The sequence below is a fragment of the Rhizobium sp. X9 genome, from assembly GCF_018873185.1.
GTDB lineage: Bacteria > Pseudomonadota > Alphaproteobacteria > Rhizobiales > Rhizobiaceae > Agrobacterium > Agrobacterium oryzihabitans.
This window is the reverse complement of sequence record NZ_CP071311.1, coordinates 2,194,742-2,220,059: the sequence shown is the minus strand read 5'-3', so window position 1 is coordinate 2,220,059 and position 25,318 is coordinate 2,194,742. Positions and strand designations below refer to the sequence as shown.

The window sequence follows — 25,318 nt, the reverse complement described above, 5'->3', positions numbered from 1 at the left end:
TCGCCCATCTCAACGTTTGCGAATGGAGCGGTGGTAGGGCTTCCTGCCGATCTCCCCCCTTGTGGGGGAGATGCCCGGCAGGGCAGAGGGGGGTAATGCTGGCGATGACCTCACCCCTCATAGCTATGCCCCGCCTTCAGCCCCTCACGCACGCGATGCGCAATCGCCAGAAACTCCGGCGTCTCCCTGATCTCAAGCGGCCTTTCCCGTGGCAGCGTGGACGTGATCACGTCCGTCACCCGGCCGGGGCGCGGCGACATGACGACGATCTTGGTCGAGAGATAAACCGCTTCCGGAATGGAATGGGTGACGAAGCAGATGGTCTTGCCGGTCGTATCCCAGAGTTTCAGCAGCTGCTCGTTGAGATGGTCGCGGACGATCTCGTCCAGCGCGCCGAAAGGTTCGTCCATCAGCAGCAGGTCGGCATCGAAGGCGAGCGCGCGGGCGATGGAGGCGCGCTGCTGCATGCCGCCGGAAAGCTGCCAGGGGTATTTCTTGCTGAAACCGCTGAGATTGACGAGATCGAGCGTGCGTTCGATGCGCTCCTTCTGTTCGGCCTTCGTGTAACCCATGATTTCGAGCGGCAGGGCGATGTTCTTTTCGATGCTGCGCCAGGGATAAAGGGCGGCGGCCTGAAAGACGTAACCGTAGGAGCGATCCCTACGGGCGTTTTCCGGCGTGGTGCCGTTGACGGTGATATCGCCGGATGTGTGTTTTTCCAGATCGGCGATGACCCGCAGAAAGGTGGTCTTGCCGCAGCCGGAAGGGCCGATGAAGGAGACGAAATCGCCCTTGCCGACCTCCAGGTCGACATTGGAGAGTGCATGCACCGGGCCATCGCCCGTTTCGAAGGTGAGGCCGAGATTTCTGGCGGAAACGACGGAATAGGACGAGGCCTGGTTCATCTTGGCTTGTTTCCACTTTCCGTCAGGGCCGCGCGCGCCAGCGGCAGCATGCGGGTTTCCGTGAGTTTGGCGATCGGCAGATCGGAGGCCGCATCGACATCGAGCCAGCGCACCTCCTCTATCTCCGCCTGCGGGACGACATCGGTATCCAGCTGGGCGACGAAGGCATGGGCGACGACGTCCGCGCCCGTTTCATTGGCGGCCTCCTCGCGAAAGACACCCTCATATCGCGCGGCATTTTCAGGAAGCGCCAGGCCGATTTCCTCGGCAAGTTCGCGGTGGAGCGCCTCCTCAGGCGTTTCGCCCGGATCGATCTTGCCGCCCGGCTGCATGAATTGTGTGGTGCCGCGTTTGCGCACCACCAGCATTTGTCGTCGTTCGTTCAGGAGAACGGCCGCGGCGATGACGATTTCGCGTTTTGGATCAGTGCTCACGGTCATACACCCGATGCCGGAATGCCTGTGCGCTCCACCTTGCGGGGTGCGACAAGTTCCTTCCATGTGGAAAGCGCCCGGCTTACCGCGGGGTTGGGCGCGCGGGCGACGAACCGGCCGTGGCCTTCCTGTGTTTCGATGGTGGCCTCCTCGATGCTGACGAGACCGCGCGACAGGGTGAAGCGCGGCAGGCCTTTGACCTTCTGCCCTTCGAACACGTTGTAATCGATGGCCGATTGCTGGCTCGTTGCGCTGATTGTCTTCGTCAGTTGCGGGTCCCAGACGACGATATCGGCATCGCTGCCAACGAGGATCGCGCCCTTTTTGGGATAGATGTTCAGGATCTTCGCAATATTGGTGGAGGTCACGGCGACGAATTCGTTCATCGTCAGGCGGCCGGTCGCCACGCCATGGGTCCAGAGCAGTGGCATGCGATCTTCCAGCCCACCGGTGCCATTGGGGATCTTGCGGAAATCACCGAGGCCGAAGCGTTTCTGCTCGGTGGTGAAGGCGCAATGGTCGGTCGCCACGCATTGCAGCGAGCCGGAGGCGAGACCTGCCCAGAGGCTGTCCTGATGCTGCCGGTTGCGGAAGGGTGGCGACATGACCCGACGGGCAGCATGATCCCAGTCGGCATTGGCATATTCGCTCTCGTCTAGGATCAGGTGCTGGATCAGCGGTTCGCCATAAACGCGCATGCCGTTCTGACGCGCGCGGCGGATCGCTTCATGCGCCTGTTCACACGACGTATGGACGACATAAAGCGGCGCACCCGCCATATCGGCGATGATGATGGCGCGGTTGGTGGCCTCGCCTTCGACGGAGGGGGGCCGGGAATAGGCATGCGCCTCGGGGCCGGCATTGCCTTCCGCCATCAGCTTTTCCTGCATCTGCGCGACAATATCGCCGTTTTCCGCATGCACGAAGGGGATAGCGCCAAGTTCGGCGCAGCGCGAGAAGGAGGCGAACATCTCGTCGTCATTCACCATCAGCGCGCCCTTATAGGCCATGAAGTGCTTGAACGAGTTGATGCCCTTTTCCTGAACGACCGTCTTCATCTCGTTGAAGACCTGCTCACCCCACCAGGTAACGGCCATATGGAAGGAATAATCGCAATTGGCGCGCGTCGCCTTGTTGTCCCATCTTTGCAGGGCATCGAGCAGTGACTGGCCGGGCTCGGGCAGGCAGAAATCCACCACCATGGTCGTGCCGCCAGCAAGGGCCGCCCGCGTGCCGCTTTCGAAATCATCGGCGGAATAGGTGCCCATGAAGGGCATTTCCAGATGCACATGCGGATCGATGCCGCCGGGCATGACGTAACATCCCGTCGCATCGAGCACGGTGCCGCCGGTCAGGTCGGGTCCGATCTCGGTGATCCTGCCGCCTTCGATCTTTACGTCGGCCTTGTAGGTGAGGTCAGCGGTGACGATGGTGCCGTTCTTGATGATGGTGGTCATAATTGACGTTCCATTTAGAGTTAAACCTTTGAACGACGCATCTTCACTGCGTATTGGTTGGCCTGTAGGCGGTCACGAGCTTTGTTAATTTCTTCGGGTAAAAACAGATCCAGCCATCTGACGTCCTCGACCACCAACGCCTCGACGGTCAAATCAAGACGCTTCGCGAGCATCAACGCGGTGTATCCTTGCGATTGCTGCTCAGCGTTGATGAGTGTTTTGGCTGTCGCTACGCCTCCACGATTGAGGAGCATGTTGTAGAAGATCGTCGCGTTATATTTTGCTTCAGATTTTGCGCGATGATAAATCTCAAACATCGCCATCTCGAATTTCTGCTCCAAGGGCGAGATTTTTTTCATTCCACGATCTCCGCAGTCTCAAGCACCGCATGCAGCAGCACGTCGCAGCCCGCGGCGGCCCATTCCGGCGAAATTTCCTCCGCTTCGTTGTGGGAAAGCCCGTCCACGCAGGGGCAGAAGATCATGGTGGAGGGGGCGACCCTTGCGGTCCAGCAGGCATCATGACCGGCGCCGGAGATGATGTCCATGTGGCTGTAGCCGAGTTTTTCCGCGGCAGAGCGCACGCGGCCGACCAGCACCGGATCGAAGGTGACGGGATCGAAATGGCCGATGGCCTCGATCGTGCAGCCGACGCCGAGTTCTTCGGCGATCTGCGGCACCTCGCGTTCGAAGATGGCGCGCATGCTGTCGAGTTTCGCCTGTGAGGGAGTTCTGAGGTCGATGGTGAAGACCACCTTGCCGGGCAGCACGTTGCGGGAATTGGGCGTGAAGATCATCTGGCCGACGCCGGCGACCGCGCCCGGTTGGTGGGCCATCGCCACTTCCTGCACCTTTTCGAGGATGCGGGCAGCAGCCAGGCCGGCATTGACGCGCATCGCCATCGGGGTGGAGCCGGTATGGGCTTCCTTACCGGTCAGCGTCACTTCCAGCCACCACAGGCCCTGGCAATGGGTGACGACGCCGATCTGTTTGCCTTCTGCCTCGAGGATCGGTCCCTGCTCGATGTGGTATTCGAAATAGGCGTGCATTTTGCGCGCGCCCACCTCTTCCTCGCCCAGCCAGCCAATGCGCTTCAGCTCCTCGCCATAGGTCTTGCCGTCCGTATCGGTGCGGCCATAGGCGTAATCGAGATCGTGAACGCCGGCGAAGACGCCGGAGGCCAGCATGGCAGGGGCAAAGCGTGCGCCTTCCTCGTTCGCCCAATTGGTGACGACGATCGGGTGTTTTGTCTTGATGTTCAGGTCGTTCAGGCTGCGCACCACTTCCAGCCCGGCCAGCACGCCGAGCACGCCGTCGAACTTGCCGCCGGTCGGCTGGGTGTCGAGGTGGCTGCCGATATAAACGGGAAGCGCGTCCGGATCCTCGCCGGGGCGGGTGGCGAACATGGTGCCCATGCGGTCGACGCCAAGCGTCAGGCCTGCCGCTTCACACCAGCGCTGGAAGAGACTGCGGCCCTGCGCGTCCTCATCCGTCAGGGTGCGGCGATTATTGCCGCCGGCGATGCCGGGGCCGATTTTCGCCATGTCCATCAGACTGTCCCACAGACGGTCGCCATTGACCGTCAAGTTCTTACCCGCCGCCATGAAGTGTCGTCCTCACCTGTTTTGTTTTTATCGAAGCAAAGCTTGTGCCGTTCCCTTTTTTGCCGGTTAAGATAACAGCCATTGCCTTGTGATGGCGATGGGGGATAAATTGACCGGCTGGTAAACATTGCAAATTCGCCATGATGTCAGCAAGGGATTTTCGTGACGAAACGCACTAATTTTGCCTAAACTGTACGCGGCGATTATTTTTTAAGCATACTGTAACGGCAATTGCATCGAAAAGAAACAGAGAGCTGAGAATGGCCATACCGCGAGCAGCGAAAACACAGAAGCGGACGCGTATTCAGGAAGAAAAGCAGGAAGCTATCCTTGAGGCGGCGCTCAGTGTGTTCTCCATCAACGGCTTTCGCGGTTCCACCATCGACCAGATTGCCGAGGCGGCCGGCATGTCGAAACCCAACGTACTTTATTATTTCCGCACCAAGGAGGCGATGCATCGCGCGCTGATCGAGCGGGTGCTGGACACATGGCTTGATCCGCTCAGGGCTTTCGATGCTGAGGGTAACCCCGAAAGCGAAATCCGCTCCTATATTCGCCGCAAGCTGGAGATGTCGCGGGACTTTCCGCGTGAGAGCCGCCTGTTCGCCAATGAAATCCTGCAGGGCGCGCCGCATATCGAGGACGAACTGAAGGGGCCGCTGAAGCAACTGGTGGATGAAAAAGCCGAGGTGATCCGCGCCTGGGTGAAGGCCGGGCGGATGGCCAAATGTGATCCCTACCACCTGATTTTCTCGATCTGGTCGACCACCCAGCACTATGCGGATTTCGATGTGCAGGTGCGTGCGGTGCTGGGCGACAAGAACGGTGGCGAGGGGCGTTTCGAGGATGCGGCCCGGCATCTGGAGCAGCTTTTCATGGGCGGATTGCGGATTAGCGGCTGAGCCGTGAGGTTCTCGCGATTATGTGATCGGTTCTTTGTGATAAAACATGAGGAAAATCATCACCTTTATACTTTACTCCAAAACTCATCTTTACTATGGTGCCGACATCCCGAACGTCCGGGGCATTGAAAAATCAACCGGCAGGTGAGGGAATGGCACGCAAGGAAAAGAAGAAGGCGGGACGCGGCGAAAAGCAGGGCAAGGGCGCGCAACAGACCGAAAGGGATGTGGCCGAACAGCAGCTTTCCGGCCCGAAGAGCTTTCTTTATGTCGGCGGCCGTGACTGTCAGGTTGCGCATCTTCGCCAGATTGCCAGCAATTTCGGTGCCGAGCTCATCCATCACGATGGCGGGTTGCGTGAGGCGGTCTCGCGCATCGATACCGTCCTTCCCTCCGTCGACTGCGTTTTCTGCCCGATCGACTGTATCAGCCACGATGCGTGTCTGCGGGTGAAGTCCGGTTGCAAGAAATTCGGCAAGACGTTCATTCCGCTGCGCAATGGCAGCAAATCCAGTCTGGAGCGGGCGCTGCAGACGATGAATGAACGGACCTCCAACGATGAGCGACGAGCACAATAATTTTAAGGATGCAGAGCCCGCGGCGGCTGAAGCCTGCCGCGTGGAACTGCACAAGATCGCCGAACAGGCTGCCGATCCGGCCCTGACGGACATATATGAAATCCTTGGCGAACGCGAGCGGCGCAACCGCGCCGCGGCCGGTGGCGGCAATGTGGTGAACTTTCCCCATCTGCGCACCCGCCAGCCCGGAGAAACGCCATCCTTCGATATCGGGGAGGCGGCTGAGAAGGGCCGCAACATCCTGTCGTTTCGCTGGACGCGGGGCTAGGGTTTAATCCTCTCGCCGAGTGTGAGGGAAGCTCCGCGCGCAATATGCGTCACGACGCAGATGCTCTAAAACACGATCAGCCCTTCGGCTTTAAAAACGCGCCGGCGCAGAGCACCAGCCATCCGGCAATCATGCCGAGGCCACCGAGAGGCGCTGCGTAGGGAAACAGGCTGTGGCCGGAAAAATGCCGCGTGACGAGATCGCCGACGAAGACCGCCGTGCCGAGGCCGAGGATCAGTCCAGCCGGAATGGCGGTTCTGATGCGATCCGCGCCGATATGCAGCGCCACCAGCACCGGCGCATGCGCGAGCGCCATAGCCGAGGCATTGCCCAGCATATAGGTTTCGCCGGTATGGGTGGCGGCGGCGGCCAGCATGACGCCGGCAGCACCCATAAGGCCGCCCAGCAACAGAATGAAAGCGCGCAGTCTTTCGTGGGTCATGATTTATCCGCTTCCTGATTCTGCATGTGAAAGGCCAGTCGCTCCACCGGTGCCCAGATGATGTCCCGGAGCTTCGGGTTTTCGATGGTCTCTTCCATCGCGCGGCGGAAGCAGAGCAGCCATTCATCCCGTTCGGCGGGCCCGATGGGCGCCACGAAGTGACGCCGGCGCAGCATCGGATGGCCGTGTTTTTCGACATAGACCGGCGGTCCGCCAAGATATCCGGTCAGATAATCGTAGAACTTGCTTTCGCTGCCGGAGAGATCGGCGGGATGGATGGCGCGGCAATGCGTCGCCTCGGGCAACGTGTCCATCAATTCATAGAAGCGCCGCGTCAAGGCTTTGACCGTCGCATCGCCGCCGATCGCTTCATAAAGGGTAATGGTCTCGCCGCTCACATCCCGCCTCCTTGAACCCTGCGGCCCTTATCGCTTTCCGGGGCGGGAAGAGCAACAGGTAAAGGCGGGATGCGACAATTGCGACAGTACGGTGGCAAATTTCACCTTTCGGATTCGATAGACCGTTGAATAGTCTGAACAGCGATTTTGAGCGGAGCTAAATGCTCGGTTACGACCGCCCAAACCACATCGTCGGCGATCTTATGATATTCGTGACGAAGAATATTTCCGATACCGCGAATCTGCTTCCACGGTACATCTGGTGCGAGGTTTAGCAATTCTTCCGGTATATGGCGGGATGCCTCCGAAACGATTTCCAATGCGCGCTGCACGGCAAGTTTCAGCAGCCAATTTTGCTGGAAATCAGCAAGTGACAGACCTGCGGTGTGGGTCTCTATGCCGTCTATGGCTTCCAGAATTTCTGTGAGAACGGGCCTGACTTTGCGCCGGATCATCAGAATATCCGCACTGCAGATTGCTCGATGTCAGTTCGAAGCATCGGGTGAAGACTGTTGCGTGTCGTCACGTCCACTTCCACTTCCAGTTCTTCTTCCAGAAACTGCTTGATACCGACGAGATCAATCAAGGAGAAACGGCGACCCGGATCATAGTCGATGAAGATGTCCAAGTCGCTTGAGGCCATGGCTTCATTGCGGGCGGTCGATCCAAAGAGATACAGCGAAGTCGCGCCCATGCTTTTCACTGCTTGGGCGTGCTGTTTGAGCTTTCTGATCGCGTCCGTTCTCTTCATGCGTTCAACTTACATCATCCCGCATGCGCCATCCACTCATCCGAAATTGCGGATGAGATCGAGCCCCTTGTTGAGAAGCGTTTCGGCTTCATCCTGATTGGCGGCCTCGACATAGCAGCGCATTTCGGGAGCGTTGCCGGAAGGGCGGAAATGGATGGTGCTGCCGTTCGTGAGTGACACGCGCAGGCCGTCAATGTCGCTCAGCGCCTTGACCTTGCCGACCGGCGCAAGGAAGGTTTCGAGATTATCCTTCGAGGCGCGCAGATGTGCCATGAGCGCGGCGCTCTTTTCCTGCGCGAAATTCTCCAGACGGTCAGCGGCGGCAACCGGCAGCCTGTAGGCGGCGGCAATCTGCGAAAGCGGTTTTTTCTGTTCGGCGGACAGGAGCAGTACGGCGAGGACGGGCAGGAAGCTGTCGCGCGTCGGCAACGGCGAAAGCGGCCTGCCGTTCAAGGTGAAGGCGGAGGCGGTCAGCAGGCCGCCATTGGCCTCGAAGCCCATGACGCCGTTCTTTCCCTCGGCAAGCGCCTGCGCCATGCCGGCGATCACGAAAGGTGAGCCGACCCTGGTGCGGACGACCTCGAACGAACCGCTCGCTTCAATGCCGGAATTGGAGGTGACGGGGGTGACAACCACGCCGGCGTCGAGAAAATTGGCGGTAATAAGCCCGATCAGGTCGCCGCGCAGAGGCACGCCGTTTTCATCGGCGAGCAGGGGGCGGTCGCCGTCGCCATCGGCGGAAACGATGGCGTCGAGACCGTGTTGCGGCGCCCACTCCTTAAGAAGTTCCAGCGTTTCCGGCGAAACTGCCTCGGTATCGACCGGAATGAAGGTCTCGGAACGGCCGAGCGGCACGACCTCTGCGCCATAATGGGCGAGAACGTCGACGAAGAGATCGCGCGCCACCGTGCTGTGCTGGTAGACGCCGATCTTCAGGCCCGACAGCGCCTTTTCCGGCAGCAGCGCGATATTGCGCTCGTAGAAAAGTTCGGCTGCGATTGCGGAATGATCCTCTGCCGTTGCCGCCTCGTCGCTGATGTCTTCAGCCTCGACCTCGGCTGCGATTGCGGCAATCGCCGTTTCGTCCCGCTTGTCGATTTCGCCGTCGGGACGATAGAACTTGATGCCGTTGCGGTCGGCTGGAATATGCGAGCCGGTGATCATCAGCGCTCCGGCCTTCAGGGAAAGTCCGTAAAGTGCGAGCGCCGGCGTCGGCACCGTGCCGCAATCAAGCGGCGTCAGGCCGGCCTTTTTCAGCGCGGCGATGCAGGTTGCGGAAACATCCGGGCTCGAATCGCGAAAATCACGGGCCACGAGAATGGGGTCTCCCGCCTTTGCCTGGCCCGATGCGAGAAGGTGCCTTGCAAATGCCGTGGCGTAGACGGCGGAGGCTTTTCCTTTCAGATCGACAGAGAGGCCGCGAAGGCCGCTCGTTCCAAATTTCAGGCTCATGCCAAACTCCGTTTCGATAAAATCTTTGAGGTTCAAATGGATAATACAAAAATATAACGCCTGAAAGAACCGTATCGATCCATCCAAGTCAATCGTCTCTTTCATGGCGGCCGGGAATAGGCAATGATGGCGGGAATGACGCAGGTAACCTAAAATTCACCCGTCATATTTAAACTTGCCCGCTAATGGCGGCCTTGGCGACGGTGAAAACCATCTGTTGCCGGCCTTTTTGTGGTTCGTTCGAGTTGGATTGGCTGATGTACAGGCTTCAAAAGGCGGGACATAAGCAGGCACGTCCGCTGGATGAAAAAGCGGCGCCCGCCGCCAGACCCCACGGTTCCCTGCTGGACGATCTGGTGGATGAGGACGAGGTTTTTGAGCGCACGGTGCTGAAGGAGCATCTTGAGCCGAAGCCGGCGGCCGCCGTTGCCGAGCCAGCCCCGACTGATAAACCTGTCAGGGCGGCATCGCCGACCGGGAGCCTCGCGAATGCGCTGCCGGGCCTGAAATATATCGACAGGATCGGCCTGGATGATGTGCTCACCTGGCTGCGCAACGGCATTGTCTGGATCGTGCTTGCGATCATTCTCTGCATCGCCGCCGCACTCTCCTATGCCTATGTGACACCGCCGCGTTACACCGCCTATACGGATATCGTCGTCAACCCCTCCAACCTCAACGTTGTCAGTGACGGGGTGTTTTCGCCGAACCAGCAGCGTGACACCCAGATTCTCGAGGTGGAGAGCAAGCTGCGCACCATCACGTCGCGCAATGTGCTGGCGCGGGTGGTGGACGAGCTGAAGCTCGATCAGGACCAGGAATTCATAACGCCGCCGCCGCTTGCGCGGCTGAAGGCGATTTTTTCATCGAAGCCGGAAGATGGCGATAACAAGGTCGGGGCGCTTCGTTCGCTTGGAGACCGGGTGGCCGCCGAGCGCGATCCGCGTTCCTTCGTGGTGACGCTTTCTGTCTGGACCAATGACGCCGAAAAATCCGTGCTGGTCTCCAAGGCCATCGTCAAGGCTTTCGAAAGCGAGCTGTTTCAGACGACCTCCGACAGCAGCCAGCGCATCGTCGACGATTTGAGGACGCGGCTTGAGGAAATGCGCGAGAACGTGACGGAGGCCGAAAAGCGCGTTGCGGATTTTCGCCGTGAAAACGGCCTGCAGGAGAATAACGGCCAGCTTGTCAGCAATCTTGCGTCCGGCGAGCTGAATGCGCAGGTTCTTGCGGCGCAGCAGCGGGTCATTCAGGAGGAATCGCGCCTCAAGCAGATGGAGGCGGCGATCGCCCAGAACCGCACGCAGAGCGACGCCATCTTCGACAGCCAGACCATGAACACCATCCGCGCGCAATACAGCACCCTGCAGCAGCAGATCGGTGCGATGACGCTGACCTACGGTGCGCGCCATCCGCGCCTCGCAACGGCGGGGGCGGAACGCGCCATGCTGGAACGCGGCATCGCGGACGAGGCGCAGCGCATTCTGCAGGCGGCCAAGACCAATGTCGCCGAAGCCCGCTCCTCGCTCGATGCCCTGAGGCTGAAGGCCGTGGCGGAGCGCGCCAACGTCTTCACCGATAACGAGTCGCAGGTGCGCCTGCGCGATCTGGAGCGCGACGCCAACTCGGCCGCGGCGATCTACGAGACCTATCTCAACCGTTCGCGCCAGATCGCCGAGCAGCAGACAATCGATGCCACCAATGTGCGGGTGATTTCGCAGCCGGTGGCGCCCAATTCCAGAAGCTGGCCGCCGGGCAAGCTGATCTTCCTGATCGCCGGCGGCGCGGGCGGACTGTTCCTTGGCCTTGGCATCGCCATAGCGCTTGGGCTTCTGTCTTATCTGCGCCGCAACGATCACGAGGAAATCGCGGCGCGCTAGCCCAAGAACGATGGCCGGGGTCCGCTTATTCCTCGGAAATCAGGCCGTCATAAACCTCAAGCAGGGCGGCGGCGATGGCGGCACCCAGCGCATTGCCTGCGTCGCGAATACCGGCCTCGTCGCCGTCGCGAACGGAGACGGCAAGATCGGACGCTTCGTTCGCGACGATTTCCTTCGCCCGCTCTATCGCCCAAAGGCCGAAGTCGCCGCGGTTGTCGATCGATATGGTTTCCATGGTCGGGACCTTCTGCGTGGTTTGGTTTCGTCGTCCCTTAACCCATCGGTAGCAAAACCGGAATAGGACGGAGAGGGCATGTGTGAGCGTGCACTCAACCTTCAGGCGTATAAATTGCTTGCCTCAAGCTACGGATTTATAAAAATATTAATGATAGTTCTTCGTAGTGTTTGAAGCCTTATGGCCTAGCATATGCGTGAATATAACAATGAAACGATGCCTATCTTGGACACCGGACAGAATATGACAGGGAGAGATATCCCGGATTTGGAAGGACCTGGCGCAGTCTGGCCGGTTATTCCGCTTGCGGCTTTACCCATCACTGACGCGACGATCGACGAGACGGCACAGGATTTCATTCTGCGCGCGGAAGGCGAGCGCGTGGCCGGCACGAGGCCGTTTTATTCGACATCGGCGAATGGCCAGGTCATCGCTCTCTGCCATCAGGACAAAGAATTCGACGCCATGCTGCGGCAGGCGGACCAGATTCACGCCGACGGCATGTCACTGGTGATCTTTTCCCGCAAGTTCTGCAGCAAGGCGCTCAGGGAACGCGTCGCGACCACGGATCTCGTTCATGCGGTGGCCCGCAGGGCCGAAGAGACGGGTGCGCGTTTTTATTTCCTCGGCGGCTCCGAAGAGGTGAACCGAGCTGCGGTTGAGGAAATGCAGAGGCTCTATCCGCGCCTGATCTTCTCGGGCAGGCGCAACGGCTATTTCAAACGGGATGAAGAGGACGCGATTCTTTCCGATATCGTCGCCTCACAGACCGATATTCTCTGGGTCGGCTTTGGCATACCGCTGGAGCAACGGTTCGTTTCGCGCAATCTCGACAGGCTTTCCGGCATTGCGGTCATTAAGACGTGCGGCGGGCTGTTCGATTTTCTCGCCGGCAAGAACAGCAGAGCACCGCAATGGATGCAGGATATGGGGCTCGAATGGCTCTACAGGGCCATGCTTGAACCGAAACGTCTCGGCAAGCGCTATCTGCTGACCAATCCGATCGCCATCTATTCGCTGCTGAAACATCGCTACATGGCTTCCGGTCAGAACCGGTAAGTCTTGCCACGGCAAGGTCCGGTATCCGCAGTCCGCTCCCCGCACATTACATAAGGCCATTCTAACGTATTGGATGAATGCGTCCCCGTGCCGAAATTCGTTGCAACTGCGCGCAACGGCGCTACATTAGGCGGATATTAGAAATTTATTCGAATCAGAGATATTTGAGGACAGCGATGGTTATTACGTCCGTTTCTCTTTTCATATATGGAATTGGTACCGTTACCTCTCTTGCCATGACCTATATCGAAGGCGCCCGCCGCGACAGGGACTGGGACCTTTATCGGGTGACAGGTATCATCCTTTGCTTTTTCTGGCCGGTTCTGGTGCCGCTTCTCATTCTCGCGGCTGTGTTTTCGTCATTCGGTTTCCAGAAACGACGCATGAGCCCGTATTCTCTGCGCAGGGAAAAAAGCCTGAGCTGAGAAGCCGGGACCTGCGGCTGGAACGGCTCTTTGTTCAGGCCTTTTTCGCCGGCGCCTTGTAAGGTGTGAGGGTGATGCCGAGGCTTGCCATGACGCGGCCGATGGACATCAGCGGCGGATGGGTGGCGGGCAGCAGCGATCCAGTTTTAAAGAATGCGGAGACGGCGCGGACCAGCGACAGGCAGAGGCTGACGGCGTTTTTGGCGGCAAGCGTCAGCCCGCCTTTCAGGCCGGGGCGACGGGCGCGGTCGATGCTGTAATTGATGATGCCGGTTCTGAGCGAGCGCTCCATGATCCAGCGCGGCGCCATGCGGTTTTCCGGCACATATTCGATGATGAGGGCTTGAGCGTTCCAGGCGAATTTGAAACCGGCCTTGCGGCAGCGGGTGAAGAAATCCATGTCGCCGCCGCCGAGGAAATTGAACTGCACGTCGAATTCCGGTTTTGCCAGCGTTTCGAAAACACGCCTTGAGATCAGGCAGTTACCCGATCCGTGAATTTGATCGACCGGGCCGGTCGGCGCCTCGATGGAGCCGAACAGCGGATGCGACAGCACCGCCTTCGATGCGGGCGCGTCGAATTCGCGGTTGACCGGACCGCCGACGATATCGGCGCCGAAGGACCGTGCAGCCGAGACCATCTCGGCAAGCCAGACGGGGGAGGCCGCCTCGTCGTCATCGATCATCAGGAACCACTCAGCGGAAGGGTAGCTCTGCCGCGCTGTGCGAAACGCCGTGTTGATGGCGTAACAATTGCCCTGCGTCGGCTCCACAAGCGCCTGGCCTGTCACTTCATTTTCGGCAAAGAAGGAGCGCGCAACGGCAAGGCCTGCCTGACCTGCGCCATCATTATCGACCACGACGATGGCGAAGGGAAAATCGACCTTCTGGGCCAAGAGCGATGCCAATGTCTTGCGCAGGCCTTCCGGCCTGCGAAAACTTGGAATGCACACCACCGCTTCCGGCATGATCTCGGACATGGAAACTCCTAAATACCGGCAAGCGCTGCGGCAGAAAAAACGACGGCGCGCAGGCTTTGGCGCGGGCGGTTGAGGAAAGTATCGGCAAGTGCCGAAACGGCCTCGCGATAGCGGCGGGCGCGAAAGGCCTGCGCCACCGTATAGGCGTTCATGTGATTTTCGGACCTGTGACGGAGCCGCCTCAGCTCCTGCGGTGCAATGGCGGCGACGATGGCGGGGTCCGAAAACACCGCCTCGATCGCCGGTTCACAATCCCGGAACGTCAAAAGCCGGTTCATCATCACGCTTGTCCTGTGCACCCGGTAATCCAGAATATGCTGGCCCGGCAGATAGACGAAGCGGCCGGCGGCGGCCAGTCTGCACCAGCCGTACCAGTCTTCCGCATAACGCAATGTTTCGTCAAAACCGCCGAAATCCTGAAAGATGCGGGTGCGGACCAGCATGATGCCGCCATTGACGATGAAGTTCCCACCCAGAAGCGGCTGCAGAATGAAACCACCGGGCTTTTCCCGCCGGCGGATGAGATTGCGCCGGCCAATCTTGGCGCCGTTCTCGTCAATGCGTTCGTAGTCGCCGTAGACGGCAACGACATCCGGCGCGGAGGCGCCGGCGCAAAGGGCCGCGATCGCGCCCGGTTTCAGGCGGTCGTCCGCATCGAGAAACATTGTCCATTCGCCGCGCGCCTGCGAAAGGCCGAAATTGCGCACGGCGGAAACGCCCTGCCGGCCCTGCGGCCGCGCAAGCAGTTTCACGCGTGGATCGGCAAAACTTTGCACCTTCTGCGCCGTGGCGTCGGTGGAGCCGTCATCGACGACCAGCACTTCGCAGACGGTTTCGCCCTGAAACAACACGCTTTCGATCGCTTCCACGATGTAACGCTCACCGTTGCGAACGGGAATGACAATCGAGACGGAAACCAAGACTTTAAACTCCATAAGGCGTGGGCCAAGAATTCGCACAGTGAAGTTACTACCCGATTAAGCGAGCTTGCGCCAATTGTGACGTGGTATAGCGTCAGTTAACCTTGCAAATCTTTAATATCCTTTTGGCATGATTGAGATGTTATGTTTTGAGAATTAGAGCGCCCTTCGTCCTTTCGGATGTATCAGGACGCTCTGAAACTTTTGATCTGCGTATCGTTCCTGTCGAGAATCCATTCCGATTTTCGACCGATGCGCCGGGGTTGCGGAGGCGGGTAAATGCGGATCGGGCGACGGAATTTTCTGGGTGGTGCGGCAAGTGCCGGCCTGTTGCATGGCATGGCCGGCCAGGGATTTGCCGCGCAGAAGAAAGCGCCGGTGAAGGTGGCTCCCTATGGCGCGGCCGTCTATCTGCCGGATATGACCGCCGACAACCGCCTTGGCGAGGCGGTCGTCAAATATTGCTCGCGCATCACGCCCGTGACCGAAATGAAATGGGAGGTCATGCGGCCTTCCGAAGATGTTTTCGATTTTGCCGCTGCCGATGCGCTCGCCAACTTTGCGCGCCAGCACAATCTCTCCATGCACGGCCACCCGCTCATCTGGTACGCCTCCAATGCGCCTTGGCTGTCCGGTATCCGTGGCGCGAAGGTTGAGAAGCTGATGGAAACCCACATCGTCAAGGTGATGGAGCGCTACAAGGATGTGGTCCATAGCTGGGATGTGGTCAATGAACCGATCCCCGACGTGCCCGGCAATGTCCGTTCGCGGCGCGATGCGTGGTATTACGGCGCGGGCCCGGACGCGATCAAAAAGGCATTCGAGATCGCGCATTCCGTCGATCCCAAGGCGCAGCTGGTTCTCAACGAATATGACGTGGAATTTTCGGTCGAAAAATCGCCGGCCAAGCGCGCGGCCTTCCGCAACCTCATTCTCGAACTGCTCGAAAAGGGCGCGCCGATCAATGCCGTCGGCCTGCAGGGGCATCTGCGCGGCGGCTGGCCCATCGCCAAGGACGAGCTTGCCGCCTTCACCAAGGAAATGCGCAGCTACGGTCTTGCCGTTCTGGTGACGGAACTGGATGTGATGGACCAGACGCTGCCCGCGCCGGAAGCCGAACGTGACATGCTGATAAACCGACAGGTCCGCGATTTTCTCGAAGCAGCCTGCGAAGGCGGTCCGCTTTCCTCCATCACTACATGGGGGATTTCAGACCAATATACCTGGATCCGCTGGGCCTATCCGCGCAGGGACGGCACCGTAAACCGGCCGCTGCCGCTGGACTGGAGCTTCAACGAAAAACCGATGATGGCGATCATCAACGAATTCCGGAGCCGTGGTGCGTGACTATGAGTGCTGAAATGCCGCTTCCTCCTGTACAAAAGGCGCTGCAAATCAATCTGCATCCTTTCGATGCGCCGCACGCGGCCCTGACGCTTCCGCATCAGCTGCGGGTCTGGGGCGGGCAGGTGGACCGCATTCTCCTGACCGTGGATACCGGGCAGGTCGGGGCAGGCCGCTACAAGGGCAACGGTTTTGAGGCGGCAAGCAAACGTCTTTTCGACATGCTGGAGGAAATGCAGGCCAACTATCCGCATCTCTATGTGGATGTGGTCGACTACAGCGATGCGGCGCGCCGCGCCGTGACGGAGACGTTCTTTTCACGCTCACCGACCCCCTATCCCGCCAAAGCCTTCGATGGCGGGCCCTTCCATGTCTATTTTCACGGGCTGAAACGCGCCAATGCCCGTTATGTGATGCATATGGACAGCGATATGATGTTCGGCGGCGGCAGCCAGAGCTGGTTCGGCGAAGCCATCGCGCTGCAGAAGGCCAACCCGGACGCGCTCTGCATCACACCCTTTTCCGGGCCGCCGACCGTGCGCGGCGATCTCGATGTTTCCCGCCATGTCGGCATGCCGGGAGTGCGGAACATCCCCGAGCCGCGCAAGCTGCCGTCGCGCATTCCCACATGGCGCTTCGCCACCGTTTCCACGCGCCTTTTCATGATCGACATGGATCGTTTCGCGAAACGTATCGGCTCGCTCGAATTGCTGAGGCCGGATGTCAAACGGCGCATCCGCTCCTATGCCTATAACCAGCAGCCGGTCTCGATGCCCGCTGAGGAGGTGCTGAGCAACAACATGATGCGGATCGGCGTTCACCGGCTGGATTTTCTCGGCACGGGCAAGGGCATGTATTCGCTGCATCCGCCCTATCGCTCGCCCGAATTTTACGCCGCGCTCGGCTCCATCGTCGAGCGTATTGAAAAGGGCGATATTCCCGAAGGCCAGCTTGGGGATTTCGACATCAACGGATCGATGGTGGACTGGACGAGCGCGCTTGCCGCCAAGACACGCTCAAAACGTTATGCGAAGGCGCTTCGCCACCTGTTCTCGGCGAATGTGCAGCGCTTTACCAAGGCTTAGAGGGGCTTGGTTTCCATTTTGAGCGTAACGCGATCTTTCACCTTAACGGTACGCTAGACAAATTTTCCAGGTGTCAGCCGGCCGCCCCCCTCATTCCTGTGCTTGTCACAGGAATCCAGCCGACGCGCGTCTGCGCGGCGAAAACGAGTCTTTTCAGCCCAAGGAATTGGGCTGGCAGGATCCCTGTGACAAGCACAGGGATGAGGGGAGAACGGCCAAAACCGGGGCCATTTTGAGGAGACATTCTTCAGCCGACGCGCCGATGCGGCCTCAATAGTCGGTGATGAGCTTGCTCCAGCTCTCCGAGCTCAGCCCGCCAATATAGATATCGCCGGCAAGCGCCCGGTCCCTCAGAGCTTCATCCCGGGTGGCCATGCAGAAATAACCGCGATGACGGAAGGTCATGTGGTTCTGGCGGTAAAGCGCGTTCATGAGAAAGGGCTGCGACATGCCCGTGACATGGGCATAGTTCTGATCATCGAAATGGCGGAACAGGGCGTTGAGCGCATCGTTTTCTCGGCCGGCGTCACAGACGAGATTCAGCACATAGGCAGTTCGTCCCGCCTGGCCAAAAAACAAGGCGGCGCCGATGACCTTGCCATCGTCATTTTCAATCGCGACGCTGCTCAATTCGCCGAGAGTGTCATTGGTTTTGCTCATTTCGATCAGCCAGTGGAATTCCTCGTGGGACCATTCCGGCCGAATGGAAAAGCGCTCGATCATCGCAAGCGCCGTGCAGCGGAATGTCTCGAAATCCACCGGTCTCACCTTGGTGCCGGCGACCTCGTGCGGCCTGATGCCTTTTTTCCAGGAGCGCAGGATACGGTCGGCAAAGCCGAGCACCATGAGGGCGGGCGTGGATTTGGCCAGCTGTGAACGGCGCGGCATGCCGAGGGCAATCGCGCAGAAGGGCTTGAGCGCCTTGTGCCATTGCAGGCTCTCCATCGGCAGCATGTTGCCGCCGATCGCAATCCAATGATCGGCGCTGACAGGGGAGGCCGTGTCCGAAAACAGCATATCGTGTTTCGTTGCGCGCATGCCGCGGGACAGGCGGGCTGCTCCAAGAGCGCCGAGTTTGCCTTTCGATGCGAAAGCGCACAGCAACCTTGCGGTTATGGTTTTCCCATTCGCGACAAATCGCATGGGCACGGCCAGAATAACGCTGGTGACCCCGTTCTCGCCGGCGTCGTAGACGACGCTGCCGTGATCGGGATGGAAAACGGGGCTGCCGAAAAACAATGTCTCGATGTAGGAGCGGAAGTTGAAGCTTCCCTCGCGACCGGTCTTCCTGAACGCGCTATCGAGCACAATCTCGACAGCCGGGACGTCCTCCCGGAGCATGGGGCGAACGCCCGTTGCACCCGATTGAACCGGGCGTTGTGTTGACTGATCGTTATTGCTATCGTCCATATTGGTGTGTATCGGAACGTCCACCTTAGGTTTCCAGCCTTTTTGCGTTTATGAGATCAACAAGCCAAAGATATATCCTGAGTTGTTAATATACGTTAAACAGAGTTTCGGATTATTACTTTAGTATATTCGCAATACATTGAAATGCCGCTGCGTGTACGCAGATGCAGGCGACCCTTTATATAGGCGCATTATTACCAAATAATAGAGAAATCAGCAACTTAAATTTGGAAAAAGAAGATCGGCCGCTTCGGAAATTCTATGTATTTCCATGCGTTTACCTTGAAGTATTTTCTTCGGCTTTTTTCCTTCATGATCGATACGGATTGCGGAAATACTATTCTTCCGTGTATTATGCATAACTAAAAAATAGGGATTTCGCGGGATATTCACATTATCGAAATGACGCATCGGAGACGATGCGGACGGGCATGGAAAAAGGAAGAGAAAAACCCCTTATGGATGCAGCGCACGAACAGCAGGGGCGTGGCTACTGGCGGGACGTCCTGTTTTATGTGACGTTCCTTTATTTCACGGTCGGTTTTTTGCCCTATGTCTCGCTCTCGTCGACCTATATGGGGTCCGCGATGGCGGCCGGATCCAACCTGCTCAACCAGCTCACTGCGATCATTCTGCTGTTCAGCTTTGCGGCGTTCATGGCGAAGGAACGTTCGTTCTCCATCATCTTCACGCCGCGTCTGCTGATGGCGGCGATTTTCGGCTGGTATGTCTTTACCTCGCTGGTGGGCGAAGCGCCGATGTTTTCGCTGCGGCGGCTTTTCATGTGCGCCATCATCTGCGTGCTTGCCGGCTGTTTTCTGCAATTGCCGCGCACGGAACGGCATTTCACCACGCTGCTTGCCGTCTGCACGATGATCATACTGTTCCTGTGTTATTTCGGCGTCATCGTTCTGCCGTCCCGATCCATTCATCAGGCGAGCGATGCGCTGGAACCGCTTCTGGCGGGCGACTGGCGCGGGGTTTTCCGCCACAAGAACGAGGCCGCCTCGGTCATGACGGTGTTGATCATCGTCGCGATTTATCTTTGCAAGCGCTGGTCCTTTGTCGGCGGTCTGGCGATGCTGCTGCTGTCGCTGGTCTTCCTTGTCAAGTCAGGCGGGAAAACGGCGCTCGGCCTGTTGCCGATCATTATCGCGACGGGATGGTTCATCCTGCGCTGGCCCCGATGGCGTTACGTGGTTGTGACCTCGCTTCTCGCCGTCTTCGCCGTGGTGACTGTCGGCACCACCGTCGATCCGGTTTTTTCGCAGATGCTGACCAAAATGAAGATCGATGCAACCTTTACCGGCAGAACCGATATCTGGACCGTGGCCATCGATTATATCCGGCAAAGCCCGTTGGTCGGTTACGGCTATCAGGCCTTCTGGCGAAGTGACGCCCTGATGACGAGCTTCACCGAGAACAATACCTGGGCGACGACGGCGCCGGATTCGCACAATGGTTATTTCGACCTTCTGCTTGCGGGCGGTGTGCCGGGTCTGGTGCTGGTGCTGCTGTGGCTTTATCTGCTGCCACTTGTCTATCTCGGCAAAATGGATGACGCCACGCGCAACAGCCCGTTGACGAGGCTTTATGTCAGCGTCTGGCTTTATGTGCTGCTCTTCGGCTTCCTTGAAACGATTTTCTTTCTCAGTACCGGCTTCGTCTGGTTTTTCCTTGCCGTTGCGGTGATGGGGCTACGTTTGCAGGCCAATGCAAGCCTTGTCGAGGATGAGGCGGAGCTTCAGCCCCCCCAAACTGACGGACATGCGGATATGTTGCCGAAAAATATTCAGCGACAGCCCTCCGAGGTCATTCACCCCGGGTGATATTCTGACGGGCGTGGATGCGTCCAAGCCACCGGCTCTCATTTTCTATAGTGGTATCTGGGCGGCCTGCGCACCCGGGGCAGCTTCGCCCGGCCTTTGCGCAACTCCATGCCGCAGAGATCCGCTATGCCCTCGGCTATGTCCGTCTCCCATGAAGGCAAGGTGCATGCGGCGGCGGCCGCGCCTTTCACTTTGCCGGATCATATTTTTTCAGCTCGCCCGGACATGAAGGAATTATAAAGTTTTTAATCATAATGATTTTGCAGGGAAATGAATTGAAGACATGAATGACGATTCATTGCAGCACTCTTTCTCTCACAAAACTCGGCTCGGCGTTTCCGCTTGCTGGCGGTGCCGCCGCACTGATGGGGAACTGTGACCCGCCATTATTTGAAGGGTGGGGGACGTTGTCTTCGGCGCATGTTTGATGCAGCCGCGACCAAGCCGATGAGCGGCTCACCGAAGCCTTGATGATCGAGGTGTTCCGACGTGCAATGTCAGTTTCGCCGAACACCTCCGGCACGGGGAAGGAGCGGTTTTTCATTGACGTGAGGTTTTCCGTGTCTTTTCTTCAAAACGCCAGCATCCGCACCAAAATCCTGTCGCTCATTCTGCCGCTTTGCATTGTCGGTCTGGGCGCTACCGCATTCATGTCCAGCCGTTTCAAGGAAGCGGACACGGCCTATTCGTTCTTCATCGCCAATGACAACGCCGCTCTGGTGGAACTTTCGCGCGCAAACCGAAACCTTGCAGCGGTGGGGTATGGCGCCTATCAGGTCGCGGCCTATGATGCGAACGGTTCGGATATCAAAACCGCCCGCGAATTTTACACCGAGAGCAAGAGGCTGCTGGTGATGCGCCTCAACAATGTAAAGGCGGCGTTTCCGGAGGAAGCGCAGACCATTGATGGTTTCCTGGCGAAATCCCAGGAGATCGTCGCAATCACCGACAAGGCCGTTGAATTCGGCCTTGCCGATCGCAACGCGGAAGCGGCAGCGGAGATGCTGAAGGCCGACGCCTCCATTCGCCCGACAGCCAATGACATGGCGGCCTTTCTGGACAAGCTGACCAAGGGTGTGGTCAAGGGAAGTGACGATCTGACGGACAAGACCAATTCGACGATCCTGACATCGCTGGCGATAATCGGTGTTGTCTTCTCAATCGGCATCATCCTTGCGCTGTTCGTCGCATCACGCGGCATCACGACGCCGATCGCCCGCCTGCGCGCGCGCATGGTGTCGCTCGCCAGTGGCGAGACGTCAGCGGAAATCGACGGCACCAGCCGCAAGGACGAGGTTGGCCAGATGGCAAATGCGGTTCAGGTGTTCCGCGAAAGCGCCATCGAGCGCATTCGTCTTGAACAGGAAACCGAAGCCAATCGCAGCCTGTCCGAGAAAGAGCGCATCGAGCGCGAGCAGCAAAAGGCAAGGGAATCGGCCGACGTCAAATTCGCCGTCGACAATCTGGCCGCCGGTCTCTCGAAGCTTTCGGAAGGCGATGTTTCCTATCGTATCGGCCAGCCGTTCACGGCGACACTCGATGCCGTTCGCAACGATTTCAACATGTCCGCTGAAAAGCTGCAGGCCGCATTGACGAAGGTTGCACAGAATGCCGGTGGCATTGGTGCCGGCGCAAATGAGATCAAGTCGGCCGCCGACGATCTTGCCAAGCGCACGGAACAGCAGGCCGCGGCCGTTGAGGAAACCGCTGCCGCTCTGGAGGAAATCACCACGACGGTCAGGGATTCCACCAAGCGCGCGCAGGAGGCCGGCCAGATCGTGAGCCGCGCCAAGGCCGGCGCAGAACAATCCGGCGAGGTGGTGCGCCGCGCCGTGGTGGCCATGGAGCAGATCTCCAAATCCGCCAACGAAATCAGCAACATCATCGGCGTGATCGACGAGATCGCCTTCCAGACCAACCTTCTCGCCCTGAATGCGGGTGTTGAAGCCGCCCGTGCCGGTGAGGCCGGCAAGGGTTTTGCCGTTGTCGCACAGGAAGTGCGCGAGCTTGCCCAGCGCTCCGCCAGTGCGGCGAAGGAAATCAAGGCGCTGATCAACACCTCGAACGACCAGGTGCAGCAGGGCGTCCAGCTGGTGGGCGACACCGGCAAGGCGCTGGCAACGATCGTGCTCGAAGTGCAGGAAATCAACCGCCACGTCGTCTCGATCGTGGAATCCGCACAGGAGCAATCCTCCGGCCTCCAGCAGATCAATACCGCCGTCAACCAGATGGATCAGGACACGCAGAAAAATGCGGCCATGGTGGAAGAAACCAATGCTGCAAGCCACAACCTTGCCAAGGAGGTTGCCTCGCTCAACCAGCTGCTCTCGCAGTTCAGGCTTGCCGACACCGCCTATCAGCAGAGGAGCCAGCCGGCCCCCGTTCGCAATGCCGGAAGCAACGACAAATATGTGGCATCGCCTGTGCGCGCACTCGGCCGCAAGATCGCCTCGGCATTCTCGGGCAATGCCGCGGTCGATACCTCAAAGGACGACTGGCAGGAATTCTAAGTCCGCCTGCCAGGGCCATGGGACCCCGGCGGGCCTGATATCCGGCCGATAACCGATAACATGCCGCGCAAGACCTGATTTCTTGCGCGGCATGTTGGCTTATTCAGGCCTTCCGGCTGAAGGATGAGGGTCGCTTACCTTGAAACACGGATATTGGCGGCCTATCGCTGCATGCAATTGCCTGTCGGCATGGCAGTCTTCTCAGGTCACCTCTTACCCTCCCGCAGCCTTCGCATCACTTCGAGGTTGTTGAGTGAGGTCTCCGACGTGGCGCGCATGGTTTCAACGGCGAGCAACTGTTCCTGGTCCCGGCGCTGCTGCTGCTGGAGCATGCATTGGGTATAAGACTGCGAACCATAATGCGAACCGAAATTGGCGCATGTGTTTCCATCCTGGTACAGATTTGCCCGGCGCTGCTCTTCAGGCGACATGCATCCGGTGAGCGTGAGGGTGAGGGCGAGCAGGCCGAGTGCCGTCCGGGAGAGCGTCTTCATTTCAAGATTGGCCATTTGGGTTTTGATCCTTGGTTGTGATTGTTGCTGAGGCCCCGCCACAGGTCGACGGCGGTGCGGAAGGCGCAGGTGATCGGCAGCGCACTGCGTGTGCGACTTCATTTTTCACCCGGTGGGATGGATGTGGATGTTGTGGCTGCGACGGCCGCCCGCTCAGATGATGCGGGGAATGATGTATATTGCTTCCAGTACCTCGTAGATCGCAGCTACGGCGAGGGCGAAGATGACAAGGCAATATATATTGGCGAGGGGCACAAGCCCGGCTTTCCAGGCCTCCCAGCGGGTACTTACCCGATATTCGCTTATCCGCAGAAATGTGCGTCCATGCACATAGGCGCCGAATGCGGCCAGCACGTAGGCTTGCCCCTCGATCAGGAGAGTTATGGAATGCGGCACGAGCATCGCTTTGTGAGCCCCGAGGGGTGCGAACATGATGCCCCACAGGATTCCCCGATGGAGTGTCGCCAATATGCCGATGAAGGGAATGATCAGTGACGGCAAAGTCGTCATGACAAAGGCAACCAGCAGGTTGATGATGAAGGTCATGCCCATGGCCTTGGGAAGGTTCTGGGAGCCATAGGCATCGGCGACCGTCTTCAAGACCCCTGGCCGCAGGTAAGCCTCATCAATACCGGTTTTTAAATAGGCCTGTATCTCGGGAAGCAGCATCGTGATCGCCATCGAGACGGCGAACAGGCCGTAAAAAGCCACGTTGAGAGTGAGAAAAGCTTTCCTGTGCTTTCGGATTACGGCGAAGGGGCCATGTAAGACGTCCATTGGAGGTTCCATTGACTTTCGAGCGAGAGACCGGATGGCCATTAGGCCGTATGATATGGTCCATTACAGACCGTCTTGATCTGTAATGGACCATATTGGTCTAGCGTGGTTTTTTGGAGCCGTCAAGCATGACGCGCGAACGCTTTTTCGCGGGATGGAAGTCGCAAATTTTCAATTACGTAGATATTTGTGGGAGGTCTTTTCCGTTGAGAAGCAGCGCCATTTCCTCCGCATAGGCGGTGTTGAACAGGCGCATGAGGCCGGCCGTGCAGGGCAGGGCTGCGCGGTTACGGGAGCGGGCAATATTACCGCAAAATCAGTTTTGTCAGGGGGGTACGCTTGGGCTTATGTGGCGCTGTGGCCCAATGCATCCATTGCCGCGGTGACGATCAGCCCGCGCCATTCTTGCGTCAGCTTTGTCCGGGTCGCCAAGCCGGCGCAGACGCCCAGGCCGGAAAACGCGCTGGTCACCCGGATCAACCGTTCCATATCGAGGTTGCCCATGTCGATGCCCAGCGCTTCGTACATCATGAAGCCGATTTCGTTCATCTCCGCATCTTCCGGGTTGGGATCCAGCGCTATGCGGTTGGAAAGTGCAGAGACTCCCGGTTGGCGAAAGGAAAAATCGACAGCCTCTTCCACGACTGCGAGGTCACGTGCCCGGCCGACCGGTAGAGATTTGACGTTGTCGCGAACTTCCCGGGCGTGTTCCCTGAGCGCTTTGACGACAGCGTCATATATCGCCTGTTTGCTTGGAAAATGATGCAACAGCCCGGTTTTCGAATAACCGACCGTATCCGCGATTTGTTGAACCGAGGTATGCGAAAAACCGTGCTTCGCAAACAGTCCGGCGGCACAGTCGATGATCTCGGCTTCAATCTGGGATTTTGTCGGTCGGAGCATGTCTTGAACGTTTTATTCGATGATTGAGTATGTGACGGATATACCTGTCCACAGGCCACCATACGAGAGAGGGCGGTGTTTGTCTTTCGATTATTCATCGACGGCAAACGACTGATCGCGCCACGATACGTTTATCTGATGAGGGATAGTCGGCTCATGTGGTGAAGAGCTGAAGTGGCGCACCGCGCCGGGTGATGATGAGAACTACGTCTACGCTATAGCCCTCCTTTAGGCCAGCTTGCATCACCTGCGACCCGCAA

27 protein-coding genes are annotated in these 25,318 nt (G+C 58.6%); 10 read left to right on the top strand and 17 right to left on the bottom strand.

Annotation, left to right across the window (positions count from 1 at the left end):
* Positions 1 to 110 precede the first annotated feature (110 nt).
* From JZY08_RS10905 to JZY08_RS10885, 5 genes are read right to left on the bottom strand one after another with little or no spacing between them, the layout of a single operon-like run.
* Positions 111 to 905: an ABC transporter ATP-binding protein gene (locus tag JZY08_RS10905; protein WP_003491711.1), complete on the bottom strand. Its 795-nt coding sequence runs from the start codon at positions 903 to 905 to the stop codon at positions 111 to 113.
* Positions 902 to 1,345, bottom strand: a complete 444-nt coding sequence (locus tag JZY08_RS10900; RefSeq protein ID WP_003491709.1) for an NUDIX domain-containing protein — start codon at positions 1,343 to 1,345, stop codon at positions 902 to 904. The genes JZY08_RS10905 and JZY08_RS10900 overlap by 4 nt, the downstream gene beginning before the upstream one ends.
* Entirely contained in the window at positions 1,342 to 2,796 is a 1,455-nt protein-coding gene (gene hydA / locus JZY08_RS10895) for a dihydropyrimidinase (protein ID WP_003491707.1), read from the bottom strand. The genes JZY08_RS10900 and hydA overlap by 4 nt, the downstream gene beginning before the upstream one ends.
* Positions 2,797 to 2,816: 20 nt before the next feature.
* Positions 2,817 to 3,155, bottom strand: coding sequence for a hypothetical protein (locus JZY08_RS10890; protein ID WP_082182804.1), 339 nt, complete (start codon positions 3,153 to 3,155; stop codon positions 2,817 to 2,819).
* The gene (locus tag JZY08_RS10885) at positions 3,152 to 4,399 is read right to left on the bottom strand and encodes a Zn-dependent hydrolase (RefSeq protein ID WP_003491705.1); all 1,248 of its coding nucleotides are present in this window, start codon (positions 4,397 to 4,399) and stop codon (positions 3,152 to 3,154) included. The genes JZY08_RS10890 and JZY08_RS10885 overlap by 4 nt, the downstream gene beginning before the upstream one ends.
* A gap of 260 nt (positions 4,400 to 4,659) precedes the next feature.
* Between JZY08_RS10885 and rutR the strand changes: the two genes are divergently transcribed.
* The 3 genes from rutR (at position 4,660) to JZY08_RS10870 (ending at position 6,147) form a co-directional block, all read left to right on the top strand.
* Positions 4,660 to 5,301, top strand: a complete 642-nt coding sequence (gene rutR / locus JZY08_RS10880; protein ID WP_216330131.1) for an HTH-type transcriptional regulator RutR — start codon at positions 4,660 to 4,662, stop codon at positions 5,299 to 5,301.
* Between the two features lie 152 nt (positions 5,302 to 5,453).
* The gene (locus JZY08_RS10875; RefSeq protein WP_003491702.1) at positions 5,454 to 5,879 is read left to right on the top strand and encodes a DUF2325 domain-containing protein; all 426 of its coding nucleotides are present in this window, start codon (positions 5,454 to 5,456) and stop codon (positions 5,877 to 5,879) included.
* Positions 5,860 to 6,147 (top strand): hypothetical protein, encoded by a 288-nt coding sequence (locus JZY08_RS10870; RefSeq protein WP_035240976.1) that lies wholly within the window; start codon positions 5,860 to 5,862, stop codon positions 6,145 to 6,147. The genes JZY08_RS10875 and JZY08_RS10870 overlap by 20 nt, the downstream gene beginning before the upstream one ends.
* A gap of 76 nt (positions 6,148 to 6,223) precedes the next feature.
* Here JZY08_RS10870 and JZY08_RS10865 read toward each other — a convergent pair whose 3' ends face one another.
* The 5 genes from JZY08_RS10865 to uppO form a co-directional block, all read right to left on the bottom strand.
* On the bottom strand, positions 6,224 to 6,589 hold the full coding sequence (locus tag JZY08_RS10865) for a DUF423 domain-containing protein (RefSeq protein WP_003491691.1): 366 nt from the start codon (positions 6,587 to 6,589) through the stop codon (positions 6,224 to 6,226).
* Positions 6,586 to 6,987: a group II truncated hemoglobin gene (locus JZY08_RS10860; RefSeq protein WP_216330130.1), complete on the bottom strand. Its 402-nt coding sequence runs from the start codon at positions 6,985 to 6,987 to the stop codon at positions 6,586 to 6,588. Before JZY08_RS10860 ends, JZY08_RS10865 begins: the two co-directional genes overlap by 4 nt.
* Positions 6,988 to 7,088: 101 nt before the next feature.
* On the bottom strand, positions 7,089 to 7,442 hold the full coding sequence (locus JZY08_RS10855; protein ID WP_216330129.1) for a HepT-like ribonuclease domain-containing protein: 354 nt from the start codon (positions 7,440 to 7,442) through the stop codon (positions 7,089 to 7,091).
* Positions 7,442 to 7,738, bottom strand: coding sequence for a nucleotidyltransferase (locus JZY08_RS10850; RefSeq protein WP_035240971.1), 297 nt, complete (start codon positions 7,736 to 7,738; stop codon positions 7,442 to 7,444). Before JZY08_RS10850 ends, JZY08_RS10855 begins: the two co-directional genes overlap by 1 nt.
* Before the next feature lie 36 nt (positions 7,739 to 7,774).
* Positions 7,775 to 9,190 carry a polysaccharide biosynthesis phosphomannomutase UppO gene (gene uppO, locus JZY08_RS10845; RefSeq protein ID WP_216330128.1) on the bottom strand — a complete coding sequence of 472 codons (1,416 nt, stop codon included), beginning with the start codon at positions 9,188 to 9,190 and terminating at the stop codon, positions 7,775 to 7,777.
* Between the two features lie 257 nt (positions 9,191 to 9,447).
* Between uppO and uppM the strand changes: the two genes are divergently transcribed.
* Complete coding sequence (gene uppM / locus JZY08_RS10840; RefSeq protein WP_145980558.1) at positions 9,448 to 11,070, top strand: polysaccharide biosynthesis protein UppM; 1,623 nt, start codon at positions 9,448 to 9,450, stop codon at positions 11,068 to 11,070.
* Between the two features lie 25 nt (positions 11,071 to 11,095).
* Here the strand turns inward: uppM and JZY08_RS10835 are convergent, their stop codons facing one another.
* Positions 11,096 to 11,305: a hypothetical protein gene (locus JZY08_RS10835; protein WP_003491679.1), complete on the bottom strand. Its 210-nt coding sequence runs from the start codon at positions 11,303 to 11,305 to the stop codon at positions 11,096 to 11,098.
* Between the two features lie 258 nt (positions 11,306 to 11,563).
* On the opposite strand from JZY08_RS10835, the gene uppL reads away from it, so the two are divergent.
* Together uppL and JZY08_RS10825 are read left to right on the top strand one after the other, a co-directional pair.
* The gene (uppL, locus tag JZY08_RS10830) at positions 11,564 to 12,364 is read left to right on the top strand and encodes a polysaccharide biosynthesis UDP-hexose transferase UppL (protein WP_216331551.1); all 801 of its coding nucleotides are present in this window, start codon (positions 11,564 to 11,566) and stop codon (positions 12,362 to 12,364) included.
* Positions 12,365 to 12,540: 176 nt separating this feature from the next.
* Positions 12,541 to 12,789 (top strand): hypothetical protein, encoded by a 249-nt coding sequence (locus JZY08_RS10825; protein WP_082182801.1) that lies wholly within the window; start codon positions 12,541 to 12,543, stop codon positions 12,787 to 12,789.
* A 34-nt stretch (positions 12,790 to 12,823) separates the two neighbouring features.
* Here JZY08_RS10825 and uppJ read toward each other — a convergent pair whose 3' ends face one another.
* Positions 12,824 to 13,768 (bottom strand): polysaccharide biosynthesis UDP-hexose transferase UppJ, encoded by a 945-nt coding sequence (uppJ, locus tag JZY08_RS10820; RefSeq protein ID WP_003491674.1) that lies wholly within the window; start codon positions 13,766 to 13,768, stop codon positions 12,824 to 12,826.
* 8 nt (positions 13,769 to 13,776) lie between these two features.
* Entirely contained in the window at positions 13,777 to 14,688 is a 912-nt protein-coding gene (gene uppH, locus JZY08_RS10815) for a polysaccharide biosynthesis endo-1,4-beta-xylanase UppH (protein WP_246231005.1), read from the bottom strand.
* Between the two features lie 279 nt (positions 14,689 to 14,967).
* Here uppH and uppI point away from each other — a divergent pair, with 279 nt between their 5' ends.
* Both uppI and uppG read left to right on the top strand, forming a co-directional pair.
* Positions 14,968 to 16,035: a polysaccharide biosynthesis UDP-hexose transferase UppI gene (uppI, locus tag JZY08_RS10810; protein ID WP_216330127.1), complete on the top strand. Its 1,068-nt coding sequence runs from the start codon at positions 14,968 to 14,970 to the stop codon at positions 16,033 to 16,035.
* A gap of 2 nt (positions 16,036 to 16,037) precedes the next feature.
* Complete coding sequence (gene uppG, locus JZY08_RS10805) at positions 16,038 to 17,117, top strand: polysaccharide biosynthesis glycosyltransferase UppG (protein WP_003491667.1); 1,080 nt, start codon at positions 16,038 to 16,040, stop codon at positions 17,115 to 17,117.
* A 270-nt stretch (positions 17,118 to 17,387) separates the two neighbouring features.
* Here uppG and JZY08_RS10800 read toward each other — a convergent pair whose 3' ends face one another.
* Positions 17,388 to 18,458 (bottom strand): GNAT family N-acetyltransferase, encoded by a 1,071-nt coding sequence (locus JZY08_RS10800; RefSeq protein ID WP_216331550.1) that lies wholly within the window; start codon positions 18,456 to 18,458, stop codon positions 17,388 to 17,390.
* A gap of 527 nt (positions 18,459 to 18,985) precedes the next feature.
* On the opposite strand from JZY08_RS10800, the gene uppW reads away from it, so the two are divergent.
* On the top strand, positions 18,986 to 20,356 hold the full coding sequence (gene uppW / locus JZY08_RS10795) for a Wzy-type polysaccharide biosynthesis protein UppW (RefSeq protein ID WP_216330126.1): 1,371 nt from the start codon (positions 18,986 to 18,988) through the stop codon (positions 20,354 to 20,356).
* A gap of 560 nt (positions 20,357 to 20,916) precedes the next feature.
* Positions 20,917 to 22,866, top strand: coding sequence for a methyl-accepting chemotaxis protein (locus JZY08_RS10790; protein WP_082182797.1), 1,950 nt, complete (start codon positions 20,917 to 20,919; stop codon positions 22,864 to 22,866).
* Between the two features lie 206 nt (positions 22,867 to 23,072).
* On the opposite strand, the gene JZY08_RS10785 is transcribed toward JZY08_RS10790, so the two are convergent.
* From JZY08_RS10785 to JZY08_RS10775, 3 genes are all read right to left on the bottom strand, one after another.
* A complete protein-coding gene (locus tag JZY08_RS10785) occupies positions 23,073 to 23,375 on the bottom strand; it encodes a hypothetical protein (protein WP_082182796.1) in 303 nt (100 codons plus the stop codon).
* Between the two features lie 156 nt (positions 23,376 to 23,531).
* Entirely contained in the window at positions 23,532 to 24,155 is a 624-nt protein-coding gene (locus JZY08_RS10780) for a stage II sporulation protein M (protein ID WP_216330125.1), read from the bottom strand.
* Between the two features lie 345 nt (positions 24,156 to 24,500).
* Positions 24,501 to 25,058, bottom strand: a complete 558-nt coding sequence (locus tag JZY08_RS10775) for a TetR/AcrR family transcriptional regulator (RefSeq protein ID WP_216330124.1) — start codon at positions 25,056 to 25,058, stop codon at positions 24,501 to 24,503.
* Positions 25,059 to 25,318 lie beyond the last annotated feature (260 nt).